The sequence below is a fragment of the Natrinema longum genome (genome assembly GCF_017352095.1).
GTDB classification, from domain to species: Archaea; Halobacteriota; Halobacteria; order Halobacteriales; family Natrialbaceae; genus Natrinema; species Natrinema longum.
On record NZ_CP071463.1, the window covers coordinates 3,074,562 to 3,093,921 of the forward strand.

The following is a 19,360-nucleotide window of genomic DNA, read 5'->3' on the forward strand; positions in this document are numbered from 1 at the left end:
GGAACGATCAGGGGAATGGGACAGCGGGCGAATCCGGCCTTCGCGGTGGCGGTCGTGGTGCTTCCACTGGCCGCGCTCGGTTACGCGATGACGGTCGCGACGGTACAGGGGCACACCTACGTCCACGTGATGGCTGGGATCCTCTGGACGGGGATCGATATCTTCATCGGTGCCGTTCTCGGCCCGGTCGTCGGCGGTCTCGACGACGAACAGAGTTCGGCGGTGTTCCAGCGGCTCACGCCCAAGACGGCGTTCCTCCTGCCGTCGCTGGCGTTCGTCACGATCGCGGGCGGCATCACGCTCGCCCAGCGGATCGGCATCTTCCCCCATGCCGAATCGTGGCTGGCGCTGTTTACAGCGGTGAACCTGATCCCGATCCTCCTGTTGCTGGGCTGGCGGTTGAACGCCTGGGGCGACCGACGCTGGCAGGTCCCCTTCGCTCTCGCCACGGTCGGCTCGCTGGCCTGGGTCGCGCTCACGATCGACGAGTTCGCGATGACCGAGCCCACGGTCGCCGTCGCTCTCGGCATCGTCACGATCCTCTCGGTCCAGGGCTTTGGCTTCCTGCTACCCGGGGAGCTTCGGATGTACCAGGAGATGCGCTCGGCCGACCCCGATCCGTCGATCATCGCCACCATCGGCCAGCAGAACGCGATGCTCGGCGGTGTGCAGGGCGTCTTCCAGCTCCTCTTGATCCTCGATATGGTCTATCTCCGCTACGGCGGTTTCCCGTTCTGACTCGAGGACTCCGAGACGGTTCCCCCTCCGCATCACGATCGGTCACGGCTGCTCGAGATGGATGGGAAACTGGTATACAGTAGCGTGTGCCGTGCCGCGGTGAACGGCTGTGAACCGCGCCTCGAAGCCGCGCGAAGACGCCGTCGAACGTGAGCGGTAGCGCGGAACCTCCGGTTCCGCGAACGGTACGAACGGTCACTTCGTGCCCGTGAGTGCCAATCGGTTGGGGAGGGTGTGGCGATTCCCTGTTGCCACGAGAGCAGTACACCCGTCTCTGTTGTGATCGCGTCATAACCGCGACTGTTCCATTCACACAACTGGCCGAACGGTTGTCACAGTCCGCTCGGACGGAGTCCACTTCGCAGACGGGGCCGTGTGATCCGGCTCCTGGTCAGCGAATCCCAGGTTCGAAACGGCTCTCGAACGAGTGACAGCGAGAGCGTCAGCTACAGCGAGCGATAGCGAGAGCGACCGTGAAAGGTAGGACGAGGAGACGGGTGCGGGCGTGGGTGCTCGGTTCCCGGGAACCGAGCGCGCGACGGGCCGGAGCGACGCGCAATGCCGGAGTAGACGTGAAAAGCGTCTGTGGCCGGCAACCGTAGGAAAGACGCGGCGAAATAAAAAATCAGCGGTCGCCTCCTCCCAGTGATACGTGCTCACCTGCCAGTGGCGGGCAGTCAGTACCGACGATCCCGCAACGCCGGGAACTCCTCGCGGACGTCGGCGACCGTTTCGGGATCGATCTCGGTCGTCACCAGCGCCGGTTCGTCGCCGCTCGAGGCCAGCGAGACTCCCCAGGGGTCGTAGACGCTCGAGCGACCCAGCAGCGTGGCGTCGTCGAACTCCCCGGAGCCGTTGATCGTCGCCACGTAGGCCTGATTTTCGATCGCGCGGGCTCGCGAGAGGGTCATCCAGTGTTCGATGCGCGGGTAGGGCCACGCGCTCGGGACGAGCACCAGTTCGACGCCGTCGTCGACCAGCTGTCGGTAGAGTTCGGGGAATCGAAGGTCGTAACAGGTCGTCACGCCGACGGTGAACTCGCCGACCGTCGCCGTCTCGAGGCGTTCGCCGGGGACGAGCAGTTCGGATTCGGCCGACTCGTAGCCAAAGAGGTGGTGTTTTCGGTAGACGAGTCGGCACTCGCCGTCGGCGTCGAACAGTGCGGCGGTGTTCGCCAACCCATCGTCGGCCGGCGTCTCGACGGTTTCGGTCGCCGCCAGATCCTCGACGATGCTGCCCGCGAGGACGGCGATCCCGTGTTCGGCCGCCGCCTCCCGAAGCCGGGTGAACGTCTCGCCCGCGAACGGCTCCGCGTTGCGCGCGTAGAGGTCGAACGCGAAGTAGCCCACGTTGAACAGTTCCGGCAAGGCGACCAGATCCGCGCCGCGATCGGCGGCTCGCGACACGGCAGCGAGCGCCCGATCGACGTTCGCGTCGACTTCACCCGCTTCCACGTGGATCTGTGCGAGCGCGAGCGTGAGCGACCCGCTGCCATCGGCATCAGCGCCGTCGGTGTCCGTCGTCCCAGTCATGGTCCCAGTGTGGCCGCTCGATCACCGTTACTGTGTCGTCTGTAGGTCGCGCTCGAGCGCGCGCCGGAGGTTCTCGAGTTCGGAATCGAGATTGCGCTTGAAGAACTTCTCGACGCCCGGCAGTTTGCCGTCGACGACGAAGTGGTTCTCGAGGGACACGCCGGCGTCGGTGTCGACGATTTCGTGTTCGCCGGTGACCTCGAGCACTTTCGATTTGCCGACGAACTTGACGTACTCCGGTGGTCTGCGCGTCACGTCTTCGGTCTTTACCGTCACCGTCTTCCGGACGAGTGGAATGGGGAGTTTCACGTGCCAGGTGACGCGTCGCCCATCGGGATCGTCGACGGAATACTCCTGGACGACGCTGATCGCTCGAGCACGGTTTTCGGGATCGGCGATGAACTCCCAGACCCGTTCGGGTGATGCCGCGACGTCGAACGACCGGTCGACCCGTACAGTCATGCCAGTACGTGAGCGATTGTCGAATAAAAAGACCGTGGACCGCGGGCGGTCGTTCGTCAACTGATCGTGACTTTCCAGGTGGTCGACCGGGCGCGGCCCCACTTCTCGATATCGACTTCGTCCGCCTTCTCCGCGAGATGGGGGAGCCGAACGCCGACCTGTTTCGACGAGAGTCCGATCGCGTCCGCGATGTTTTTCGCCCGGAAGTACTGCTCGCCGCGGGCGGCGCTCTCGCGGAGGTACGAGATGATTCGCTGCTCTTCGTCGGAATAGTCGGTCATCGTCCGTGAGGGGGTTTAGGTGGTCGTTGGTCTTAACTCTTGACGGCCGATTCCGATCCCCCGAATCGGTTTGTCGCTCGATCGACGACGCCACCCGGCGTCAGTTCCCGTAGAGGTGGATGCTCACGACCGCCAGCGAGCTAAAGAGGACGGCTCCAGCGAATCCCCACGCAGCCGTCACGTCCGGCGCGCCAGCGTACATTCCCAGTGCGCCGATCACCGCGAGGGCCCCCAGTGCGAGCGCCAGTCCAACGCCCTTGTCCGTCGTCTCGGATTCCGTAGCCATGCTCGGGCGTTGTGCGTGGGGTCTCTTAACTTCACTCATTCTATCGAACGCGTCCGCCTGCTCGAGGCGAGGGACTACTTGATGGTCGTGTGTTCGGACTCCTCGTTGAGCGCGAGGTTCGCGGCGATCTCGGCGTTTCGCATCGCGTACTGGGCCGTCTGCTGGAGGCTGACGAGCACTTCGCGGACTCGCAGCAGGTCCTCGTTGTCCATCTCCGGGAGCCCCGAGAGGATCTCCTGCTCGAGGTCGGAGATGTCGTGGAACAGTTTGCGGACTTCGTTCGATTTGTTGTAATCGCGCTCGACGGCCGCCTCGACGGCCCTGGACGTGATCTCGTCGACCAGTTCGTTCAGCTCTCGGATCTCGCGCATCACGGAACTGTCGACGTTGAGCGAGTGACCCTCGGTCTCGATGACGATCTCGGCGATGTCCTCGCCGTTGTCGGCGGTCAGTTCGAGGTTCTTCGCGATCGAGCGGTAGCCGATCAGCGGGAAGCCGGTGTTGAGGCCGACCGCCCGCGCGAGGTTGGGGTTCTGGTAGGCCGTAAAGATCAGCCGCAAGAGGAGGACGAAGATCTTGTTCGCCTGTCGCTCCCGGTTCAGGGCGCGCTGGGCGAGATCGGGATTGCCGTGGGCCAGTGCCTTGATCCCTTCACCACGCATCGTCTGGCCGGTCCGCTCGAGGCGCTCGAGCAAGTTGTCGAGCGTGAAGTCCTCGGGGTCGACCGAGCACCGAATCGAGATGCTCTCGGGAGTCTCTTCGATGACGCCCAGCCCCATCAGTTGCGTTTCGGCCTGATAGACCGCGTTGATGTGGTCGGACTCGAGGGCACCGTCTTCGTGTTCGATGCGGATGATACGCCGTCCGAGGACGTACTGAGCGACGATCGCACGTTCGACGGCACCGGCGTCGAGATCGTCGGTGTGGATGATCGCCTCCGTCTCTTCCGTACTCGCGGATTCGGGCATGACCGTCAGGGTTCCCTTGCCGCTGGTCCGAAGCGATACCTCGTCGCCTTTTTCGACGGCGTGTTCGGACGCCCACTCTGCGGGGAGCGTCATCGCAAGTGTCGACGGACCGAGCCGTTGCACTTTTCGCGTTTCCATGGGACACCCTAGGATCGACCAGCCCTTAATCTTGACTATATGGTCATTATCTATAGTCGAATCGTTATATGGTTGATTTCAACGCGTCTCTCTACCCGTGACCTTATATAATAGCGTACGACGGATCGTCCCTCGACGCGACGGAGCCCTGGTCCCGTCCCAGCCGTCGACTCGCGAGTGAAACCGGCCACCGCTCGAGTGGTTCTACTCGCAAGATCGGGTCTGGACCGCCACTAGACGACGTTCACGAGCCGAGTCGTAAACCGACCGATCCGGACCTGTACCCATCCCCGAAGGCTCTCGTTGACCTCCTCGTCGTCGGTATCGACGCGCAACGAGTCGATGTCGTCGAGTTTCTCGCCGCTGGCGACGACCGTGATCTCGTCGGCTCGTCGAATGACCTGCGGGGAGATCTGGTGGTTCCCGCGACCGAAAACGAATCCCTGGCCGCCGATCGGCGAAACGACGATGGTGACCGGATCCGTAAGAACCTCGAGGATTCCCGTTTCGGCGGCGTCGCGGGCGAGCAACTCGCCCCGCCGTGAACGTGAGTCGTCGCCGTCTGTTCCGTCGTCGCCGGCCCGAGCGCGCCAGACGTCGACGCCGAGCGGCGACGGATCGATGCCCAGTTCTTCCTCGATCGCACCGACGGTGCTGCCGGGGCCGAAGACGTAGGTTCGTCCGGGTTCGACCTCGCGGGCGAACCCCGCAGCCAGCGAGTCGACGCTCCCACTCGAGACCTGCTTGCCCGACTGAACGTCCGGCGCGACGGGAACCGGGACGATGGCTTTGAGTTCCGTCCGGACCGTTCCCTCCCGGTAGGCGTCCTCGTCGATGTCGTTGACCTCTCGGTTCTCGACGCGGTCGAATTCCGCGGCGATCCGCCCCGCGTCGGCCGGTGTGACGCCGAAGACCGACGAGTAGATCTTGACCCCCGCCGGCACGCCGAGCATCGGCGTCTCGCTCCCATCGGCCTCGAGCACTTCGGCGACGTCGACGGCGGTCCCGTCGCCGCCGACGAAGAAGACGAGGTCGACGTCGCGCTCGAGGAGCGCTCGAACGGCCCCTCGGGTGTCGGTCGCCGTCGTCTCCGCGGTCGTCGGATCGTCGACGCGTTCCGGCTCGCCCGCCGGGGACTCACTGGTCGCGTCCGCCGGATCGTAGACGACCTCGGGCTCGTAGCCGGCGTCCCGCGCTGCGCGTTCACCCATCACGCCGGCGGCCGTCAAAACGGTGATATCGGGTGCGCGCCGGTGTAACGATCGCAGGGCCTCGCGCGCGCGATCCGGCGCTCGCGGCTTGGCACCCCGGCGGCGTGCTTCCTCGACGTTCCCGTCGGTCCCCTTCAGTCCGACCCGACCACCCATCCCCGCGATGGGGTTGACGACGACGCCGATGGACTCCATAGCGGGGGATGGGGACGCCAATCGGAAAGCCGTATCGCAGGTGGATCGTCGGGTCCGTCTTCGGGAATCACGCTCCGACCGCAACTCGAAACCGGTCGGGAGACCGGCTCGGTTTCTGAAAGGTTAAGGGGGATGCGAACCGATCGCCGACCATGTCCGCACTGATCGAGGCCGCTGTTCTCGCGACGGAAACGGAACCGGCGTTGCCGATGCAACTCGTCGGCTGGGGCGCACTCGCCCTGGGCCTGCTGGTGACGATCGCTTGGGTCGTCTCCTTCTATCGCTGAGGGTCTCTCGTCCGGTTACGGAGATTCGACCTGGTCACGGAGCCACGCGGCCGCATCCGTGACCGTCGCCTCGTCGCCCGCCTCGAGTTCGATCCGGACCGACTCGCCCGGATAACTCCCCACCGAGACGTCGAACCGATCGCGGAGTTCGGCGATCCGATCGAGCAAGGCACTCTCGGGTTCGTCGGCCACGACGGCTTCCCGGTAGGTCGGCGTCCCCGTGAACTCGTCTTCGATCGACTCGAACATCGCCTTCATTTCGGCGGGAACGCCGGGAAGCACGTAGATACTCTCGAGGGCCGCGCCGGGGGCGACGCCCGCATCGTTGTGGAGTGCCCGCGCGCCAGCCGGGAGCTCGGCCGTTCCGGACGCGAGATCGCCACGGCTGTAGCCGTCCGCCTCGAGCCAGGCGAGCGCATCGTCGTGTTCCTCGACCGACCGGCCGAGCGCGGCCGCGACGCCGTCCATGGTGACGTCGTCGTGAGTCGGTCCGAGGCCGCCCGTGACGATGACGGCGTCGTACTCGGCGCGGTATTCGTTGACGACGCGGGCGATGTCGCCGACGCGATCGGGAAGCGTGGTCACGCGCTCGACGGTGACGCCGCGCTCGGCGAGTCGTTCACAGAGCCACGTGGCGTTCGTGTCCGTCGTTCGTCCCGCGAGCAGTTCGTCTCCGATCGTCACGACCGCGACGTTCATACCGACTCGTTCGGTCCGAGACCTCAAATGCGTCTCGCCCTCGTTGGCTGCTGTCGCCGCCGCGTCGGTTTCTCAAGGGCCATACCCAGTGGAATTTTCACCCTCGTTCGTTGTGATTATCGAATTGTAGGATACTCACGATAACCACAAGATTCAATCTTGATAATTAGTAACGGGGAGAGTATGTCTCGGAGTCGGACAGAACGGAGCGAGGTGGATTCGGCCGTGGTCCTCTCTGCGCTAGGGAGCAAATATAGCGCCGAGATTCTCTGTGCAGCCGGAACGCCGAAATCCGCGCAGGCACTGAGCGAAGATATCGAAATTCCGATCGCGACCTGCTATCGCCGGATCGAAGAACTCGTCGATGCCGGGTTGTTGACCTGCGAAGGACGACAACTGTCCGAGGAGGGACGTCGAACGAACATCTACCGACGGACCCTCGACGAGATCGAGATCGATTTCTCGGACGACGAGCCCTCGTTCTCGCGGAAACACCGGACGGAGGCGAAAAACAGGTTACAGGACCAACTCGAGGACTGACGACGCAAAGACCCGCTGTTTCTCCGGTCTCTACCGGTGAGAGCATCGGTTCCCTCTCGGAACCCTGTAGTCTCTCGTCGGCGACCGCCTTTCCGACTCGGTTCACCGATCACGACACCACAGCAACAGTCGTCGACTGAAAGATGGGTGCTCGATCCGACTCGGCGGGGCGAAACGACGGGTCGACATCGCAGGGCCGATCGTTCACCTTTAAGTATTCTCGAGGGAATATCGAAGTATGACTGAACGCATAGGGCGTCGTGCGGCCGGTGGAGACGTCGACGCGGCTGGCGTCGACGGAGCGGTCGTCGGAACACGGCGTGTCCTCACCGTTGGCCACGACCGGCCGATACGGATCAGCGCCGGGCACCGGATCCAGCACCACGACGGCAAGTGCTCGCGACCCCACGGCCACAACTACGAGGTCGCCGTCACTGTCACGGGCGAGCTGACGGCGGAGGGGTGGATCGCGGACAAAGGCGATATTACTGACGTGATATCCGAGTGGGACCACATGTTCCTACTCGAGGCCGGCGACCCGCTCGTCGACGCCTTCGAGGCGGCCGGCGACGACGACGGGGTCGTCGTGCTCGAGCATCCGCCGACGGCAGAGGTGATGAGCGTGCTCTTGGAGCGCAAACTCGAGGCGGCGCTGCCCGAGACCGTCACCGACGTCGCCGTCCAGGTCAGCGAGACGAACGAACTCTGCGGCGGGAGCGAGATCTGAGATGCCGGTTTCCGATTCCGTCGACCGCGAGGCCGGGCCCGACGTGGATACCGCGGACGACGAACGTGTGGGGGCAGCCGACGGACTGCCGATCAACGAGTTGTTCTACTCCCTGCAAGGCGAGGGAACCCTCGCCGGCCTGCCGTCGGTGTTCGTCCGCACGAGCGGCTGTAACCTCCGGTGTTGGTTCTGTGATTCCTATCACACCTCTTGGGAACCGACTCACGCGTGGCTGGACCTCGAGGCGATCCTCGCCGAGATCGACGCTCACGACGCCGATCACGTCGTTCTCACCGGCGGGGAACCCCTGCTCCACGAGGAGAGCGTCGCCTTGCTCGAGGCCCTCGACGACCGGGGCTACCACACGACCGTCGAGACCAACGGCACGATCTACCGGGACGCGCCGATCGATCTCGTCTCCGTGAGCCCGAAGTTAGCGAGCAGCACCCCGACGCCGGAGCGCGACCCGAAGGGCGAGGGCGAATGGGCAAAGCGCCACGAGCGCGACCGGATCGACGTGGACGCGCTCGCTCGGCTGGTCGCGGAGTACGACGTGCAACTGAAGTTCGTCGTGACCGACGCCGAGGACATGCCGGAGATCCTCGACCTGCTCGTGGAGCTCCGCGCCGCCGCCGACGTCCCGGTCCCCGACGACGACGTCCTGTTGATGCCCGAAGGGGCGACCCGAGAGCGTCTCGCGGAGACCCGCGGCCGGGTCGCCGAACTGGCGATGGAGCATGGCTTCCGGTACACGCCGCGGCTGCACGTCGACCTCTGGAACGACGCACCCGAGACGTAACCACCACTCGAGCTACGATGACCGACACCACCACACCCACCGAGTCTGCGACCGACGAACCGACCGCCAAACGCGCCGTCGTCCTCCTGTCGGGCGGGATGGACAGCGCCACCGCCGCTGCCGAGGCCCGCGAGCAGGGCTACGAGATCTATTGTCTCCACACCACCTACGGCCAGCGGACCGAAGAGCGCGAACACGAGTGTGCCCGCCGACTCGCCGACCACTTCGATGCGGCCGACTTCCTGCGGGTCGAGACGGGACACCTCTCGGCGATCGGTGCCTCGAGTCTCACCGACGAGGAACTGAACGTCGCGGACGCCGACCTCGAGAGCGACGAAATTCCCACCTCGTACGTTCCCTTCCGGAACGCGAACCTGCTCTCGATGGCCGTCGCGTACGCCGAAGCCAACGACTGCGAGGCGGTCTTTATCGGCGCACACAGCGAGGACTTTTCGGGGTATCCCGACTGCCGTCCGGAGTTCTTCGAGGCCTTCGAGCGAGTCGTCGACGTCGGCACGAAACCCGAGACGGAGATCGCGATCGAAGCGCCCTTCGTCGAGTGGTCGAAGACCGACATCGCCGAACGCGGCGTCGAACTCGCGGTTCCCTACGAACACACGTGGAGTTGCTACCGCGAGAACGAGCCCGCGTGTGGGACCTGCGACGCCTGTGCGTTCCGGCTCCAGGCGTTCCGGAACGTCGGCGTCCGCGATCCGATCGAGTACGCCCAGCGGCCGTCGTACGTGGGGGAGTCCGGCGACGAATAACGGGCCGACGGTGATCGTCCCGGCCACGGGAAACGATTTTTACCCGACATATCCTATCGGACGACGATGAGCAGGCCCGGCCTCGAGTGGTTCCGTGACGACGACGGGTGGACGATACCCGACGGACGCCGCGGCGAGTTCGTCGGCATCTGCTGTTGGCTCCCCGTTTTCGGCTTCCTCGCGACGCGAGAAACGGGCGTTCCAGCGCCGACGGCGCATCCGGTCGCGGCGTCCCTCGGGCTGGGCTGTGGCTTCGTGTACGCCGTATACTGGCGGGAACAGTTGCACTCGCTCGTCCCGGAGCGAGTCCGTACCGTCGTCGGCAGTGGACTGTTGGGCGGCGGGATCGGAATTTCCCTGCTTCGGATCGTCCACCTCGCGGAACCGACGGTTCTGTTCCTCCTCGTGGCAGGGGTCACGATCCTCGGAATTTACAGCGTCTGGTTACTCTCGCCGCTACAGGACGGCCTCGAGCCGCCGCCGCGAGGCGTCGAGCCGCCGTCATCGCTCGAGTCGCGCCACCGGCGCGCTGAAGCGGGGGAGTGACACGTCCCGGGGCGGCTACCACGCCCGCTCGAGGATACCTTCGATCTCCGCGACGGTCGGATCCAGTCCCGGCGGTGCGTTCGCGATGAACGCGTCGTTCAGGATCGCGTCCGCGACCGCGGCGAACTCGTCGGGTTCGGGGCCGTCGACGTCCCGCAAGCGCGATGGGAGTCCGAGTCCGTCCCGGATCTCGGTCACCGCCTCGACGACTGCGGCGGCCTGATCCGTGGCGTCCCCGACCCCGAGCGCGTCGGCGAGTTCCCACGCTCGTGCGTCGACGCCGTCCTGCTCGAAGCAGTACTCGAGGACGTGGGGGACGACGATCCCGTGGGCGGCCCCCTGCTGAACCTCGCCCGTGCGTGTGAGCCCGTGACCGAAGGCGTGCACGATCGACAGCGTGGTCTCGCCGGGACGGGAGATGCCGTACTGAACGAGGACGGTCCCTTCGAGGATCCGCTCGAGGGTCTCGAGGCCGCGGTTCCCGTCGCCGAACGCCCGGAGACCATCCGCGAGCGCCTCGAGTCCGTCGCTGGCCGTCGCGTCGGTCACCGGCGTCGCGTTGGCCGCGTAGAGCGTCTCGATTCCCTTGTCGAAGCCGTTCATCGCCGAGCCGGCGAGCACCGGGTCCGGCGTGGTCGCGACCAGTTCGGGGTCGTAGAACGCGGCCGTGGGCATCAGTCCGGGATCGGAAATGCCGCCGCCCATCTCCGCGTCGAGCCCCGAGTCCGGTCCGGCAGTGACGCCGGCCACCGTCGAGAGGTCGGCACCGGCCAGCGTCGTCGGAATCGCCACGATCGGGAGCGGTCCCTCGTCGGGAACCGTGATCGTTCCCGTCTCGGCGACCTCGTCGGCCACGTCTCGGGCCGACCGATCGCTCGCCGCGAGCACGCTGATCACCCTCGCGACGTCGAGACTGCTGCCACCGCCGAGACTGACGAGCACGTCCCCGTCGTCGTCTCTCAGGCGCTCGCGACCGTCGACGGCCGTTGCGAGCCGTTTCTTCGGCGTCGTCTCGTCGAAGACGCCGGCCAGCCGATCGCCGAGGCCTCGTGTGACCGGCTCGATCACCGCGGGGGTGGTCCCGACGGTCGAGCCACAGACGACCAGGGCTCGTTCGAGGCCCTGCGACGCGAGTTCGGTCTCGAGGGCGTCGACGCAATCGGTACCGAATCGGATCGTCGCGGGGTCGTAGTCGAATCGGAACGATAGATTGCGGTCGCTCGCTCGGGTCATGGCGTCCCTTCGGGCCGGTCGGTGTTAAAACGCCACACAGCCGCCGGCCGTTCGCGTCGCGTCCGGTCACCCCACCTGACGAGGACGAGCCACAGGTCTTTCTCGAGGGCGTCCGTATCGACGAGCATGTACGATTCGATTCTGGTCGCGACCGACGGGAGCGAGGCCGCTGGGACGGCAGTCGACCACGCGATCGAACTCGCGACGCGATTCGACGCGCCGCTGTACGGGATCGCAGTCGTCGACGAACGGACCGCCTACGACACGGGGATCGTCGACCCCGAAGAGGCCCACCGCCACCTCGAGGAGCGCGCGGCGGAGTGGCTCGAGGCCCTCGAAGCGACGGCAACGGCAGCCGACGTCCCCGTCGAGACGGCGGTTCGGTCCGGCGTTCCACACGAGGAGATCCTCGACTACGCCGGCGAGCGGGACGTGGATGCGCTCGTCCTCGGGTCTCGGGGCCGCTCGTCGTTCAAGGGAGCGTTGCTCGGGAGTACCGTCGACAGAGTCGTCAGGACCACGGACCGTCCGGTGTTGGTCGTCGGCTAGTGCGGCGGTTGGCCCTCGTTCGGATACCGCGCGACGACGGGCCCACCGCGAGTGAGTCCCGGTGTCGGAGGGAGAACATTTACCCTTCCTGTCGTGTGATGTGATCGTATGTCACTACTCGTTCCGTTCGATGGCTCGGAGTTGGCAACGCACGCACTCGAGCGGGCGTCGATGTTCGGCGACCTGCTCGACGAGGAAGTCGTCGTCCTGACGGTGATCCCGGACGATGCCGACTACGCACGCGACCGGGGCTGGATCGCTCAGGGCGAACCGTTCGACGCGGAGGCGATCGCCGAGGGGATCGAGAGTCGCGCCCGGGAGGTTACCCCGTCGGCGACGTTTCGGACCGAACGGGTCAGTTCCGACGAACCGACCGCGACGTCGACGACGGAGACCGTCCGCGAGATCCGCCGGGTCGCCGCCGACGTCGGCGCATCGGTGGTCTTCATCGGTTCGGAGAACGCGGGTTCGGTGATCGCACCCCAGTCGAGCGTCGGCAGTCCGGTCGCGAACGACCAGCGCTACGACGTCTACGTCGTGCGCCGTCCCGGTTCCGACCCGGATCCCGAGGAAATCTCGGATATCGATTCGACGAACGAGCTGTAGCCGGGCGGTCCGAGCCGAATCAGGGAACTGTCACTGCCCTCAGGGATGGCGATTCGGAGGAACGTTTATTCCTCTGACCGACCACGGTTCGGACGAGACATGGTCGATCGGAACGGGTGGGACCGAGATGCATCCGAACCTATCGGGTCCGCCCACACCCCGTCCGACTCGTTCGTCGAACAGGCGAACGTCTCGGATTCGGGGATCTACGACGAGTTCGAGGCGAACTGGCCCGGCTGCTGGGAGCGAGCGGCCGATCTCCTCTCGTGGGACGATCCCTACGAGACCGTTCTCGAGGACGACGACGCCCCGTTCTATCGGTGGTTCCCGGACGGACGACTCAACGCCGCCTACAACTGTCTGGATCGCCACCTCGAGTCGGGCCGGAAAAACCACGCCGCGATCCGCTGGGAGGGCAAGCAGGGCGAGCGCCGAACCTACACCTACCGCGATCTCTACGTCGAGGTCAACGAGTTCGCGGCGGCACTGCGGGACCGCGGCGTCGAGGAAGACGACGTCGTGACGATCTACCTGCCGATGATCCCCGAGTTGCCGATCGCGATGCTTGCGTGTGCCCGGATCGGGGCCCCTCACAGCGTCGTCTTCGCCGGGCTCTCGGCGGACGCGCTCGCGACGCGGATGGACGCCGCCGACAGCGAGTATCTGGTCACCTGCGACGGCTACTACCGCAGGGGTGACGCGTTCAACCAGAAGAGCAAGGCCGACAACGCCCGCATCGGGCTCGAGCAGGACGTCCGGACGGTCGTGGTCGATCGACTCGGCGACGACCTGCCTCACGTCCTCGGCGAGAACGAGTGGGATTATCACGACCTCCGCGAGGAGTTCGCGGGCGAAACCGTCGACCCGGTCTCGCGGGACGCCGAGGACATGCTGTTCCTGATGTACACCTCGGGGACGACCGGCGAGCCGAAGGGCGTCGTCCACGCGACGGGGGGATACCTCTCCCACGTCGCGTGGACGAGCCACGCGGTCCTCGATATCAAACCCGAGGACACCTACTGGTGTGCGGCCGACATCGGCTGGATCACGGGCCACTCGTATATCGTCTACGGCCCGCTCGCACTCGGGACGACGACAGTGATGTACGAGGGGACCCCCGATTACCCCGACCGGGACCGACTCTGGGAGATCGTCGACCGGAACGCCGTCGATATCTTCTACACCGCGCCGACGGCGATCCGTGCGTTCATGAAGTGGGGATCGGACTACCCCGACCGCCACGACCTCTCCTCGTTGCGTCTGTTGGGGACCGTCGGCGAGCCGATCAGTCCCCGTCCCTGGAACTGGTACCGTGAACACATCGGCGGGAACTGTCCGGTCGTCGACACCTGGTGGCAGACCGAGACCGGCGCAGTGACGATTTCGACGCTGCCGGGGATCGACCAGATGAAGCCCGGCTCCGCCGGCCCGCCGTTACCCGGGATCGATGCTCGAATCGTCGACGAGGCGGGCGAGGCGGTTGCTCCCGGCCGGACCGGCTATCTCACGATCGACCGCCCGTGGCCGGGGATGGCCCGGACCCTGTACGACAACGACGAGCGCTTCGTCACCGAGTACTGGCAGCGGTTCTCCGATCCCGACGCAGGGGAGTGGCGCTACTTCAGCGGCGATACCGCTCGGATCGACGACGACGGCTACATCACCGTCCTCGGCCGGGTCGACGACGTGATCAACGTCTCCGGTCACCGGCTGGGGACCATGGAAATCGAGAGCGCGATCGCCGACGTCGACGGCGTCGCCGAAGCCGCCGTCGTCGGCCGCTCGAGCGAAACCGGCGACACGGAAATCTACGCGTACGTGAGTACGGAAAGCGGCCAGGACGACGATGCGACGATTCGGCGGGCGATCCGTGACAACATCGAATCCGCGATCGGGTCGATCGCACGGCCGGCGACGGTGATATTCACGTCGGAGCTCCCGAAGACCCGGTCGGGCAAGATCATGCGTCGCCTGCTCGAGGACGTGGCCAACGGCGAAGAGTTGGGCGACACGAGCGCTCTCCGGAATCCGGAAATCGTCGGCGAAATTCAGGCCGCGATCGGCGAGGAGGGTGGAAACGGCTCGTCCGGGTAATATTTCGCGCATTCTACGATCCCGAAACGGTCCGCCTCTCGAGAGTCCCCGTATTGGCGAGTATCGTCCACGAACGCCGATTACGGGCGATAGAATTATGTTCGAGTCGCTAGAAGCAACGAAAGGAATGCCATGAGTCTCGAGGGGGATTCGGGGGCGGTGCTCACGCGACGGGCGTACGACTCCCTGTTGGATGCCGCGGAAACTTATCGCGAGGCCCTGGTGCTCCGGCTCTGTGGGGACGTCGGGCTTCGGCCGGCCGAGCTGACCCGTCTCACGATCGACGATATCGAGCAGGTGCGGATCGATCCGCCGCGATACCTGATACGGGTTCCGACCGGTGACGGCGGACGCCGCACTGCCTACCTGCCGACCCGCGTCGAACGCGAACTCCGACGCTATGCCCGCAGTAACGACCTCTCGACCGACGACCGGATCTTCACCGTGACGCCACGCCGGCTCCAGATGCTCGTCTCCGACGTCGCAGATCGGGCGGCCGACCTGTTCGACGATCCCGGTCTCACCGACGTTTCCACGAGTCGCCTCCGACAGTACTTCGCTCACACCGCGCTGGTCGAACACGACGTCAACCCCCGCGTCGTCAAGACTGCGGGTGGCTGGCGCAGCTTCGAGGCCCTCGAGTCGTACATGCCCGAACCGACTGACGGCGAGATCGTCGACGCCTTCGACGCCGTCGAGGAGCCATCGGGCCCCCGGTCCGGCGAGCCGCGTTCCGGCCCCGCAGTGAGCGACGATAGCGTCGTCCGACTGCTGTTGGCCGCGAGCGAACGCTACGCGCTCGTCCGCATCGATGCCGACGGCTACGTCGAACGCTGGAACCGGAGCGCGGCCGCGATGTTCGGCTATCGGGCCGGCGAGATCGTCGGCACCCACGTCTCCGCGTTTTACACCGACGACGCCGTCGAGGACGGTGCGCCCGAACGCACGCTCTCGCGGGCACTCGAGGAGTCCGGCTGCGAGACCGATGGCTGGCGCGTCCACAAGGACGGCTCGCAGTTCCGGGCGACCGAAGTCGTCTCGCCGCTCCGGGACGACCAGGGCCGACACCGCGGGTTCGCCGTCTTCGTCCGCGATATGACGACCGCCTACGAGGAACTCGAGTCCGTCCGCGAGCGGCGAAACGAACTCGACGGATTGTATGCGATCTCCCGGCGTCATCGGGCAGTGACGGCTGCGCTGCTCGAGTCGACCGATCACGAGGAGATCGAGACGGTGACGTGTACCACACTCACGGACGGACGGGGCTACGAATTCGCGTGGATCGACCGAACGACGCTCTCGGATCGCTCCCGCGAGAGTCGCGCGTCCAGCGGAATCGATCTCGATGCAGTCGAGGGAGTCGTTCCCGACGAGTGGCACGCGGACGAACCGATCGCTGCCCTCGGGCGGCCAGAACCGGCGGCTGACACCGACGCGACCGACCAGGTGGTCGTTGCGGGCGAGGTTACCGCGACCCTCGAGGACGGCGAGCCGTTCGAGGGGACCGTCGGGAGAGTCCCGCTCGCGTACGGCGACACCGTCTACGGGGCGCTTTCGGTCGCGACCGACCGTTCGAACGCCTTCGGCGAGGAGGAGCGGACGTGGCTCACGACGATCGGCCGGCAGGTCGGCTACGCGATCGGTGCCGTTCGCCGACGGAACCTCCTGTTGTCCGACCGGGTCCTCGAACTCGAGGTCGCCTGTCGCGACGACCGCTCCTTTTTCGTCGACGCCTCGCGTCGGCTCGATTGTCGGTTCGAACTCGATTCGCGGGTTCCGATCGGCGAGTCGACGCAGCTCTACTACGTCCGACTCGAGGAGGCATCGCCGGTCGATGTCTTCGACCTCGCCGACGCCGCCACGGAAATCGAGGACTGTCGGCTGGTCGAAACCGACGAGGAGGGGTGGCGCGTCGAGTTCGTCATCGAGGGCTCCTGTCCGATCGTCACGTTGACGGAGTACGGCGTGACCGTCCACGAGGCGGTCTTCGAGGGCGGTACCGCGACGATCAGGGGCGATTGTGCGGCCGAGGCTGACCTCCGGACGATCGTCGACGGACTCCGCTCGTCGTTCCCCGACTCCGAACTGCTCGGGAAACGCGACGCCGAACGGACCGTCCAGACGGCCCGCGAGTTCCGCGAAGGGCTCGAAGACCGGTTGACCGACCGCCAGGAGGCTGCGCTTCGGGCGGCGTATTTCGGCGGCTACTACGACTGGCCACGGGAGAGCACGGCCGAGGAAGTCGCCGACGCCATGGGAGTCTCCTCGCCGACGTTACACAACCATCTGCGGAAGGGACAACACGAGTTGCTTCGGACGTTCTTCGACGATCCGGCCGACTAGACGCGGCTATCGGGGCCGTGACGCGGAGCGAGCGATCGGACGGTACTCGCGGCCTCTCACGGTTCTGTCGCATCGATTTCGGAGTGATTATCAGTCCGAGCGACAGTCAACGTCTGGGATAGATACTAGCTCTCTAGGGCCACGCCCTGAAGCGGACGGAATCGTCCCACATACTGGGACTTCATCACGAATCGCGGCCCCTCTCACCGGCAATGGCCGAATATATCGCGGACGATGACCCTCTCTCGCGTATTAATACACTACGGATCTGCTAGATCACCCTGTGAGAATCCGATCGGTTTTGCACAACTAGAGGCCGGCTTTACTATCATGGTTATCAATGATGTGGATGGACCATGTCACAGGACGATGCCAATCTCGAGGCACGACTCGAAGAACAGGAGGCGTTCGACCCTCCCGAGTCGTTCGTCGAGCAGGCAAACGTTACGGATCCGGGGATCTACGACGAGTTCGAGGAGAACTGGCCGGAGTGTTGGGAGCGGGCAGCCGATCTGCTCACGTGGGACGAGGCGTACGACTCGGTACTCGAGGACGGAAACGCCCCGTTCTACGAGTGGTTTACCGGCGGGGAACTCAACGCCTCGTACAACTGCCTCGACCGGCACGTCGAAGACGGTGCCGGCGACAGCGTCGCGATCGAGTGGGAGGGAGAACTCGGCGAGACGCGGACGTTCACCTACGCGGAACTCCTAGACGAGGTCGAGGACTTCGCCGCGACCCTGCGAGACCTCGGCGTCGAAGAGGACGACGTCGTCACGCTGTACATGCCGATGATTCCGGAGTTGCCGATCGCGATGCTTGCGTGTGCCCGGATCGGCGCACCTCACAGCGTCGTTTTCGCCGGCTTCTCGGCCGACGCGCTGGCGACCCGGATGAACTCCGCCGACAGCGAGTACCTGGTCACCTGCGACGGCTACTACCGTCGCGGGGACGCGCTCGATCACATCTCGAAGGCCAACGAGGGCCTCGAGGGCGTCGAGCACGAGGTCTCCGACGTCGTGGTCGTCGACCGACTGGGCGACGACTTGGAGCACGACCTCGCGGATAACCAGCACGACTACGACGAGCTGGTGGCCGACCACGAGGGGGCGACGGTGGAGCCGGTCTCGCGGGACGCCGAGGACATGCTGTTCCTGATGTACACCTCGGGGACGACCGGGAAGCCAAAGGGGGTCAAGCACACGACGGGTGGCTACCTCGCGTACAGCGCCTGGACGAGCCACGCGGTGCTTGACATCGAGGCCGACGACACCTACTGGTGTTCGGCGGACATCGGCTGGATTACCGGCCACTCCTACATCGTCTACGGCCCGCTCGCGCTGGGCACGACGTCGGTGATGTACGAGGGAACGCCGGACTATCCCGACAAGGATCGGCTCTGGGAGATCGTCGAGAAGAACGAGGTCGACATCTTCTACACCGCGCCGACGGCCATCCGTGCGTTCATGAAGTGGGGCGAGGAGTACACGCAGAACCACGACCTCTCCTCGCTGCGCTTGCTCGGCACCGTCGGGGAACCGATCAATCCGCGTGCGTGGAAGTGGTACTACAAGCACATCGGCAACGAGGAGTGCCCGATCGTCGACACCTGGTGGCAGACCGAGACCGGGGGGATGATGATCACCACGCTCCCGGGAATCAACACGATGAAACCCGGCTCCGCGGGGCCGCCGCTGCCGGGGATCGACGCCCGCGTCGTCGACGCGCAGGGTGAGGAGGTCGACGCCGGACAGGCCGGGTACGTCACGGTCAACAACCCGTGGCCCGGCATGCTCCGCACGCTGTACAACAACGACGACCGGTTCATCTCGGAGTACTGGCAGGAGTACTCCGATCCGGACGCCGACGAGTGGGTCTACTTCCCCGAAGACGGCGCTAAGATCGACGACGACGGCTTCATCACCGTCCTCGGCCGGGTCGACGACGTGATCAACGTCTCCGGCCACCGGCTGGGAACCATGGAAATCGAGTCGGCCGTCGTCGGCGTCGAAGGGATCGCCGAAGCCGCCGTCGTCGGTGGCGACCACGAGGTCAAAGGCGAAGCGGTCTACGTCTACGCCATCCCCGAAGACGGCTACGAGGATCGAGACGACGAACTCGAGGAGAAGGCCATGGAGGCCGTCCTCGACTCGATCGGGCCGATCGCCAAGCCCGAAGAGATCATCTTCACGCCCGAACTGCCCAAGACGCGGTCGGGCAAGATCATGCGTCGCCTGCTCGAGGACATCGCGAGCGGGAACGAACTCGGGAACACCTCGACGCTGCGCAATCCCGAGGTCGTCGACGACATCGCAGCACAGGTCGACTCGGACTGAGGCGGTCCGGGTAGAACACCGAT

At 65.5% G+C, this 19,360-nt stretch carries 20 protein-coding genes; 12 read left to right on the forward strand and 8 right to left on the reverse strand.

From position 1 onward, the window contains the following. The first annotated feature begins 15 nt into the window (after nt 1–15). Nucleotides 16–738 (forward strand): hypothetical protein, encoded by a 723-nt coding sequence (locus J0X27_RS15145; protein WP_207272098.1) that lies wholly within the window; start codon nt 16–18, stop codon nt 736–738. A gap of 677 nt (nt 739–1,415) precedes the next feature. Here the strand turns inward: J0X27_RS15145 and J0X27_RS15150 are convergent. The 6 genes from J0X27_RS15150 to J0X27_RS15175 all read right to left on the reverse strand — a co-directional run bounded on the left by J0X27_RS15150 (nt 1,416) and on the right by J0X27_RS15175 (nt 5,811). Next, the gene (locus tag J0X27_RS15150) at nt 1,416–2,270 is read right to left on the reverse strand and encodes a carbon-nitrogen family hydrolase (protein ID WP_207269987.1); all 855 of its coding nucleotides are present in this window, start codon (nt 2,268–2,270) and stop codon (nt 1,416–1,418) included. A 27-nt stretch (nt 2,271–2,297) separates the two neighbouring features. Beyond that, a complete protein-coding gene (locus J0X27_RS15155; protein WP_207269988.1) occupies nt 2,298–2,732 on the reverse strand; it encodes an SRPBCC family protein in 435 nt (144 codons plus the stop codon). A gap of 56 nt (nt 2,733–2,788) precedes the next feature. Then, nucleotides 2,789–3,013 (reverse strand): DUF7123 family protein, encoded by a 225-nt coding sequence (locus J0X27_RS15160; RefSeq protein WP_097379865.1) that lies wholly within the window; start codon nt 3,011–3,013, stop codon nt 2,789–2,791. A gap of 100 nt (nt 3,014–3,113) precedes the next feature. Then, a complete protein-coding gene (locus tag J0X27_RS15165) occupies nt 3,114–3,299 on the reverse strand; it encodes a DUF7525 family protein (protein WP_207269989.1) in 186 nt (61 codons plus the stop codon). Nucleotides 3,300–3,373: 74 nt separating this feature from the next. Then, on the reverse strand, nt 3,374–4,405 hold the full coding sequence (locus J0X27_RS15170) for a phosphate signaling complex PhoU family protein (RefSeq protein WP_207269990.1): 1,032 nt from the start codon (nt 4,403–4,405) through the stop codon (nt 3,374–3,376). A 233-nt stretch (nt 4,406–4,638) separates the two neighbouring features. Next, nucleotides 4,639–5,811 (reverse strand): ATP-NAD kinase family protein, encoded by a 1,173-nt coding sequence (locus J0X27_RS15175; RefSeq protein ID WP_207269991.1) that lies wholly within the window; start codon nt 5,809–5,811, stop codon nt 4,639–4,641. Nucleotides 5,812–5,963: 152 nt separating this feature from the next. Here J0X27_RS15175 and J0X27_RS18140 point away from each other — a divergent pair, with 152 nt between their 5' ends. After that, complete coding sequence (locus J0X27_RS18140) at nt 5,964–6,098, forward strand: hypothetical protein (protein WP_277410034.1); 135 nt, start codon at nt 5,964–5,966, stop codon at nt 6,096–6,098. A 15-nt stretch (nt 6,099–6,113) separates the two neighbouring features. On the opposite strand, the gene J0X27_RS15180 is transcribed toward J0X27_RS18140, so the two are convergent. Then, the gene (locus J0X27_RS15180; RefSeq protein WP_207269992.1) at nt 6,114–6,797 is read right to left on the reverse strand and encodes a competence/damage-inducible protein A; all 684 of its coding nucleotides are present in this window, start codon (nt 6,795–6,797) and stop codon (nt 6,114–6,116) included. A 183-nt stretch (nt 6,798–6,980) separates the two neighbouring features. Between J0X27_RS15180 and J0X27_RS15185 the strand changes: the two genes are divergently transcribed. From J0X27_RS15185 to J0X27_RS15205, 5 genes are all read left to right on the forward strand, one after another. Next, nucleotides 6,981–7,337, forward strand: coding sequence for a winged helix-turn-helix domain-containing protein (locus J0X27_RS15185; RefSeq protein WP_207269993.1), 357 nt, complete (start codon nt 6,981–6,983; stop codon nt 7,335–7,337). Between the two features lie 238 nt (nt 7,338–7,575). Further along, entirely contained in the window at nt 7,576–8,064 is a 489-nt protein-coding gene (locus J0X27_RS15190) for a 6-pyruvoyl trahydropterin synthase family protein (RefSeq protein WP_207269994.1), read from the forward strand. A gap of 1 nt (nt 8,065) precedes the next feature. Beyond that, nucleotides 8,066–8,863, forward strand: a complete 798-nt coding sequence (locus J0X27_RS15195; protein ID WP_207269995.1) for a 7-carboxy-7-deazaguanine synthase QueE — start codon at nt 8,066–8,068, stop codon at nt 8,861–8,863. Between the two features lie 17 nt (nt 8,864–8,880). Continuing rightward, on the forward strand, nt 8,881–9,630 hold the full coding sequence (gene queC, locus J0X27_RS15200; protein WP_207269996.1) for a 7-cyano-7-deazaguanine synthase QueC: 750 nt from the start codon (nt 8,881–8,883) through the stop codon (nt 9,628–9,630). 66 nt (nt 9,631–9,696) lie between these two features. Then, complete coding sequence (locus J0X27_RS15205; RefSeq protein ID WP_207269997.1) at nt 9,697–10,176, forward strand: hypothetical protein; 480 nt, start codon at nt 9,697–9,699, stop codon at nt 10,174–10,176. A 15-nt stretch (nt 10,177–10,191) separates the two neighbouring features. Here J0X27_RS15205 and J0X27_RS15210 read toward each other — a convergent pair whose 3' ends face one another. Then, nucleotides 10,192–11,409: an iron-containing alcohol dehydrogenase family protein gene (locus J0X27_RS15210; protein WP_207269998.1), complete on the reverse strand. Its 1,218-nt coding sequence runs from the start codon at nt 11,407–11,409 to the stop codon at nt 10,192–10,194. 126 nt (nt 11,410–11,535) lie between these two features. Here J0X27_RS15210 and J0X27_RS15215 point away from each other — a divergent pair, with 126 nt between their 5' ends. The 5 genes from J0X27_RS15215 to acs (J0X27_RS15235) all read left to right on the forward strand — a co-directional run bounded on the left by J0X27_RS15215 (nt 11,536) and on the right by acs (J0X27_RS15235) (nt 19,337). Next, nucleotides 11,536–11,958, forward strand: coding sequence for a universal stress protein (locus J0X27_RS15215; RefSeq protein ID WP_207269999.1), 423 nt, complete (start codon nt 11,536–11,538; stop codon nt 11,956–11,958). A 108-nt stretch (nt 11,959–12,066) separates the two neighbouring features. Then, on the forward strand, nt 12,067–12,564 hold the full coding sequence (locus J0X27_RS15220) for a universal stress protein (protein ID WP_207270000.1): 498 nt from the start codon (nt 12,067–12,069) through the stop codon (nt 12,562–12,564). Nucleotides 12,565–12,663: 99 nt separating this feature from the next. Further along, a complete protein-coding gene (gene acs / locus J0X27_RS15225; RefSeq protein WP_207270001.1) occupies nt 12,664–14,658 on the forward strand; it encodes an acetate--CoA ligase in 1,995 nt (664 codons plus the stop codon). A 132-nt stretch (nt 14,659–14,790) separates the two neighbouring features. Further along, nucleotides 14,791–17,001, forward strand: coding sequence for a bacterio-opsin activator domain-containing protein (locus J0X27_RS15230; protein ID WP_207270002.1), 2,211 nt, complete (start codon nt 14,791–14,793; stop codon nt 16,999–17,001). 356 nt (nt 17,002–17,357) lie between these two features. Next, entirely contained in the window at nt 17,358–19,337 is a 1,980-nt protein-coding gene (gene acs / locus J0X27_RS15235; RefSeq protein WP_207270003.1) for an acetate--CoA ligase, read from the forward strand. Nucleotides 19,338–19,360: the final 23 nt, after the last annotated feature.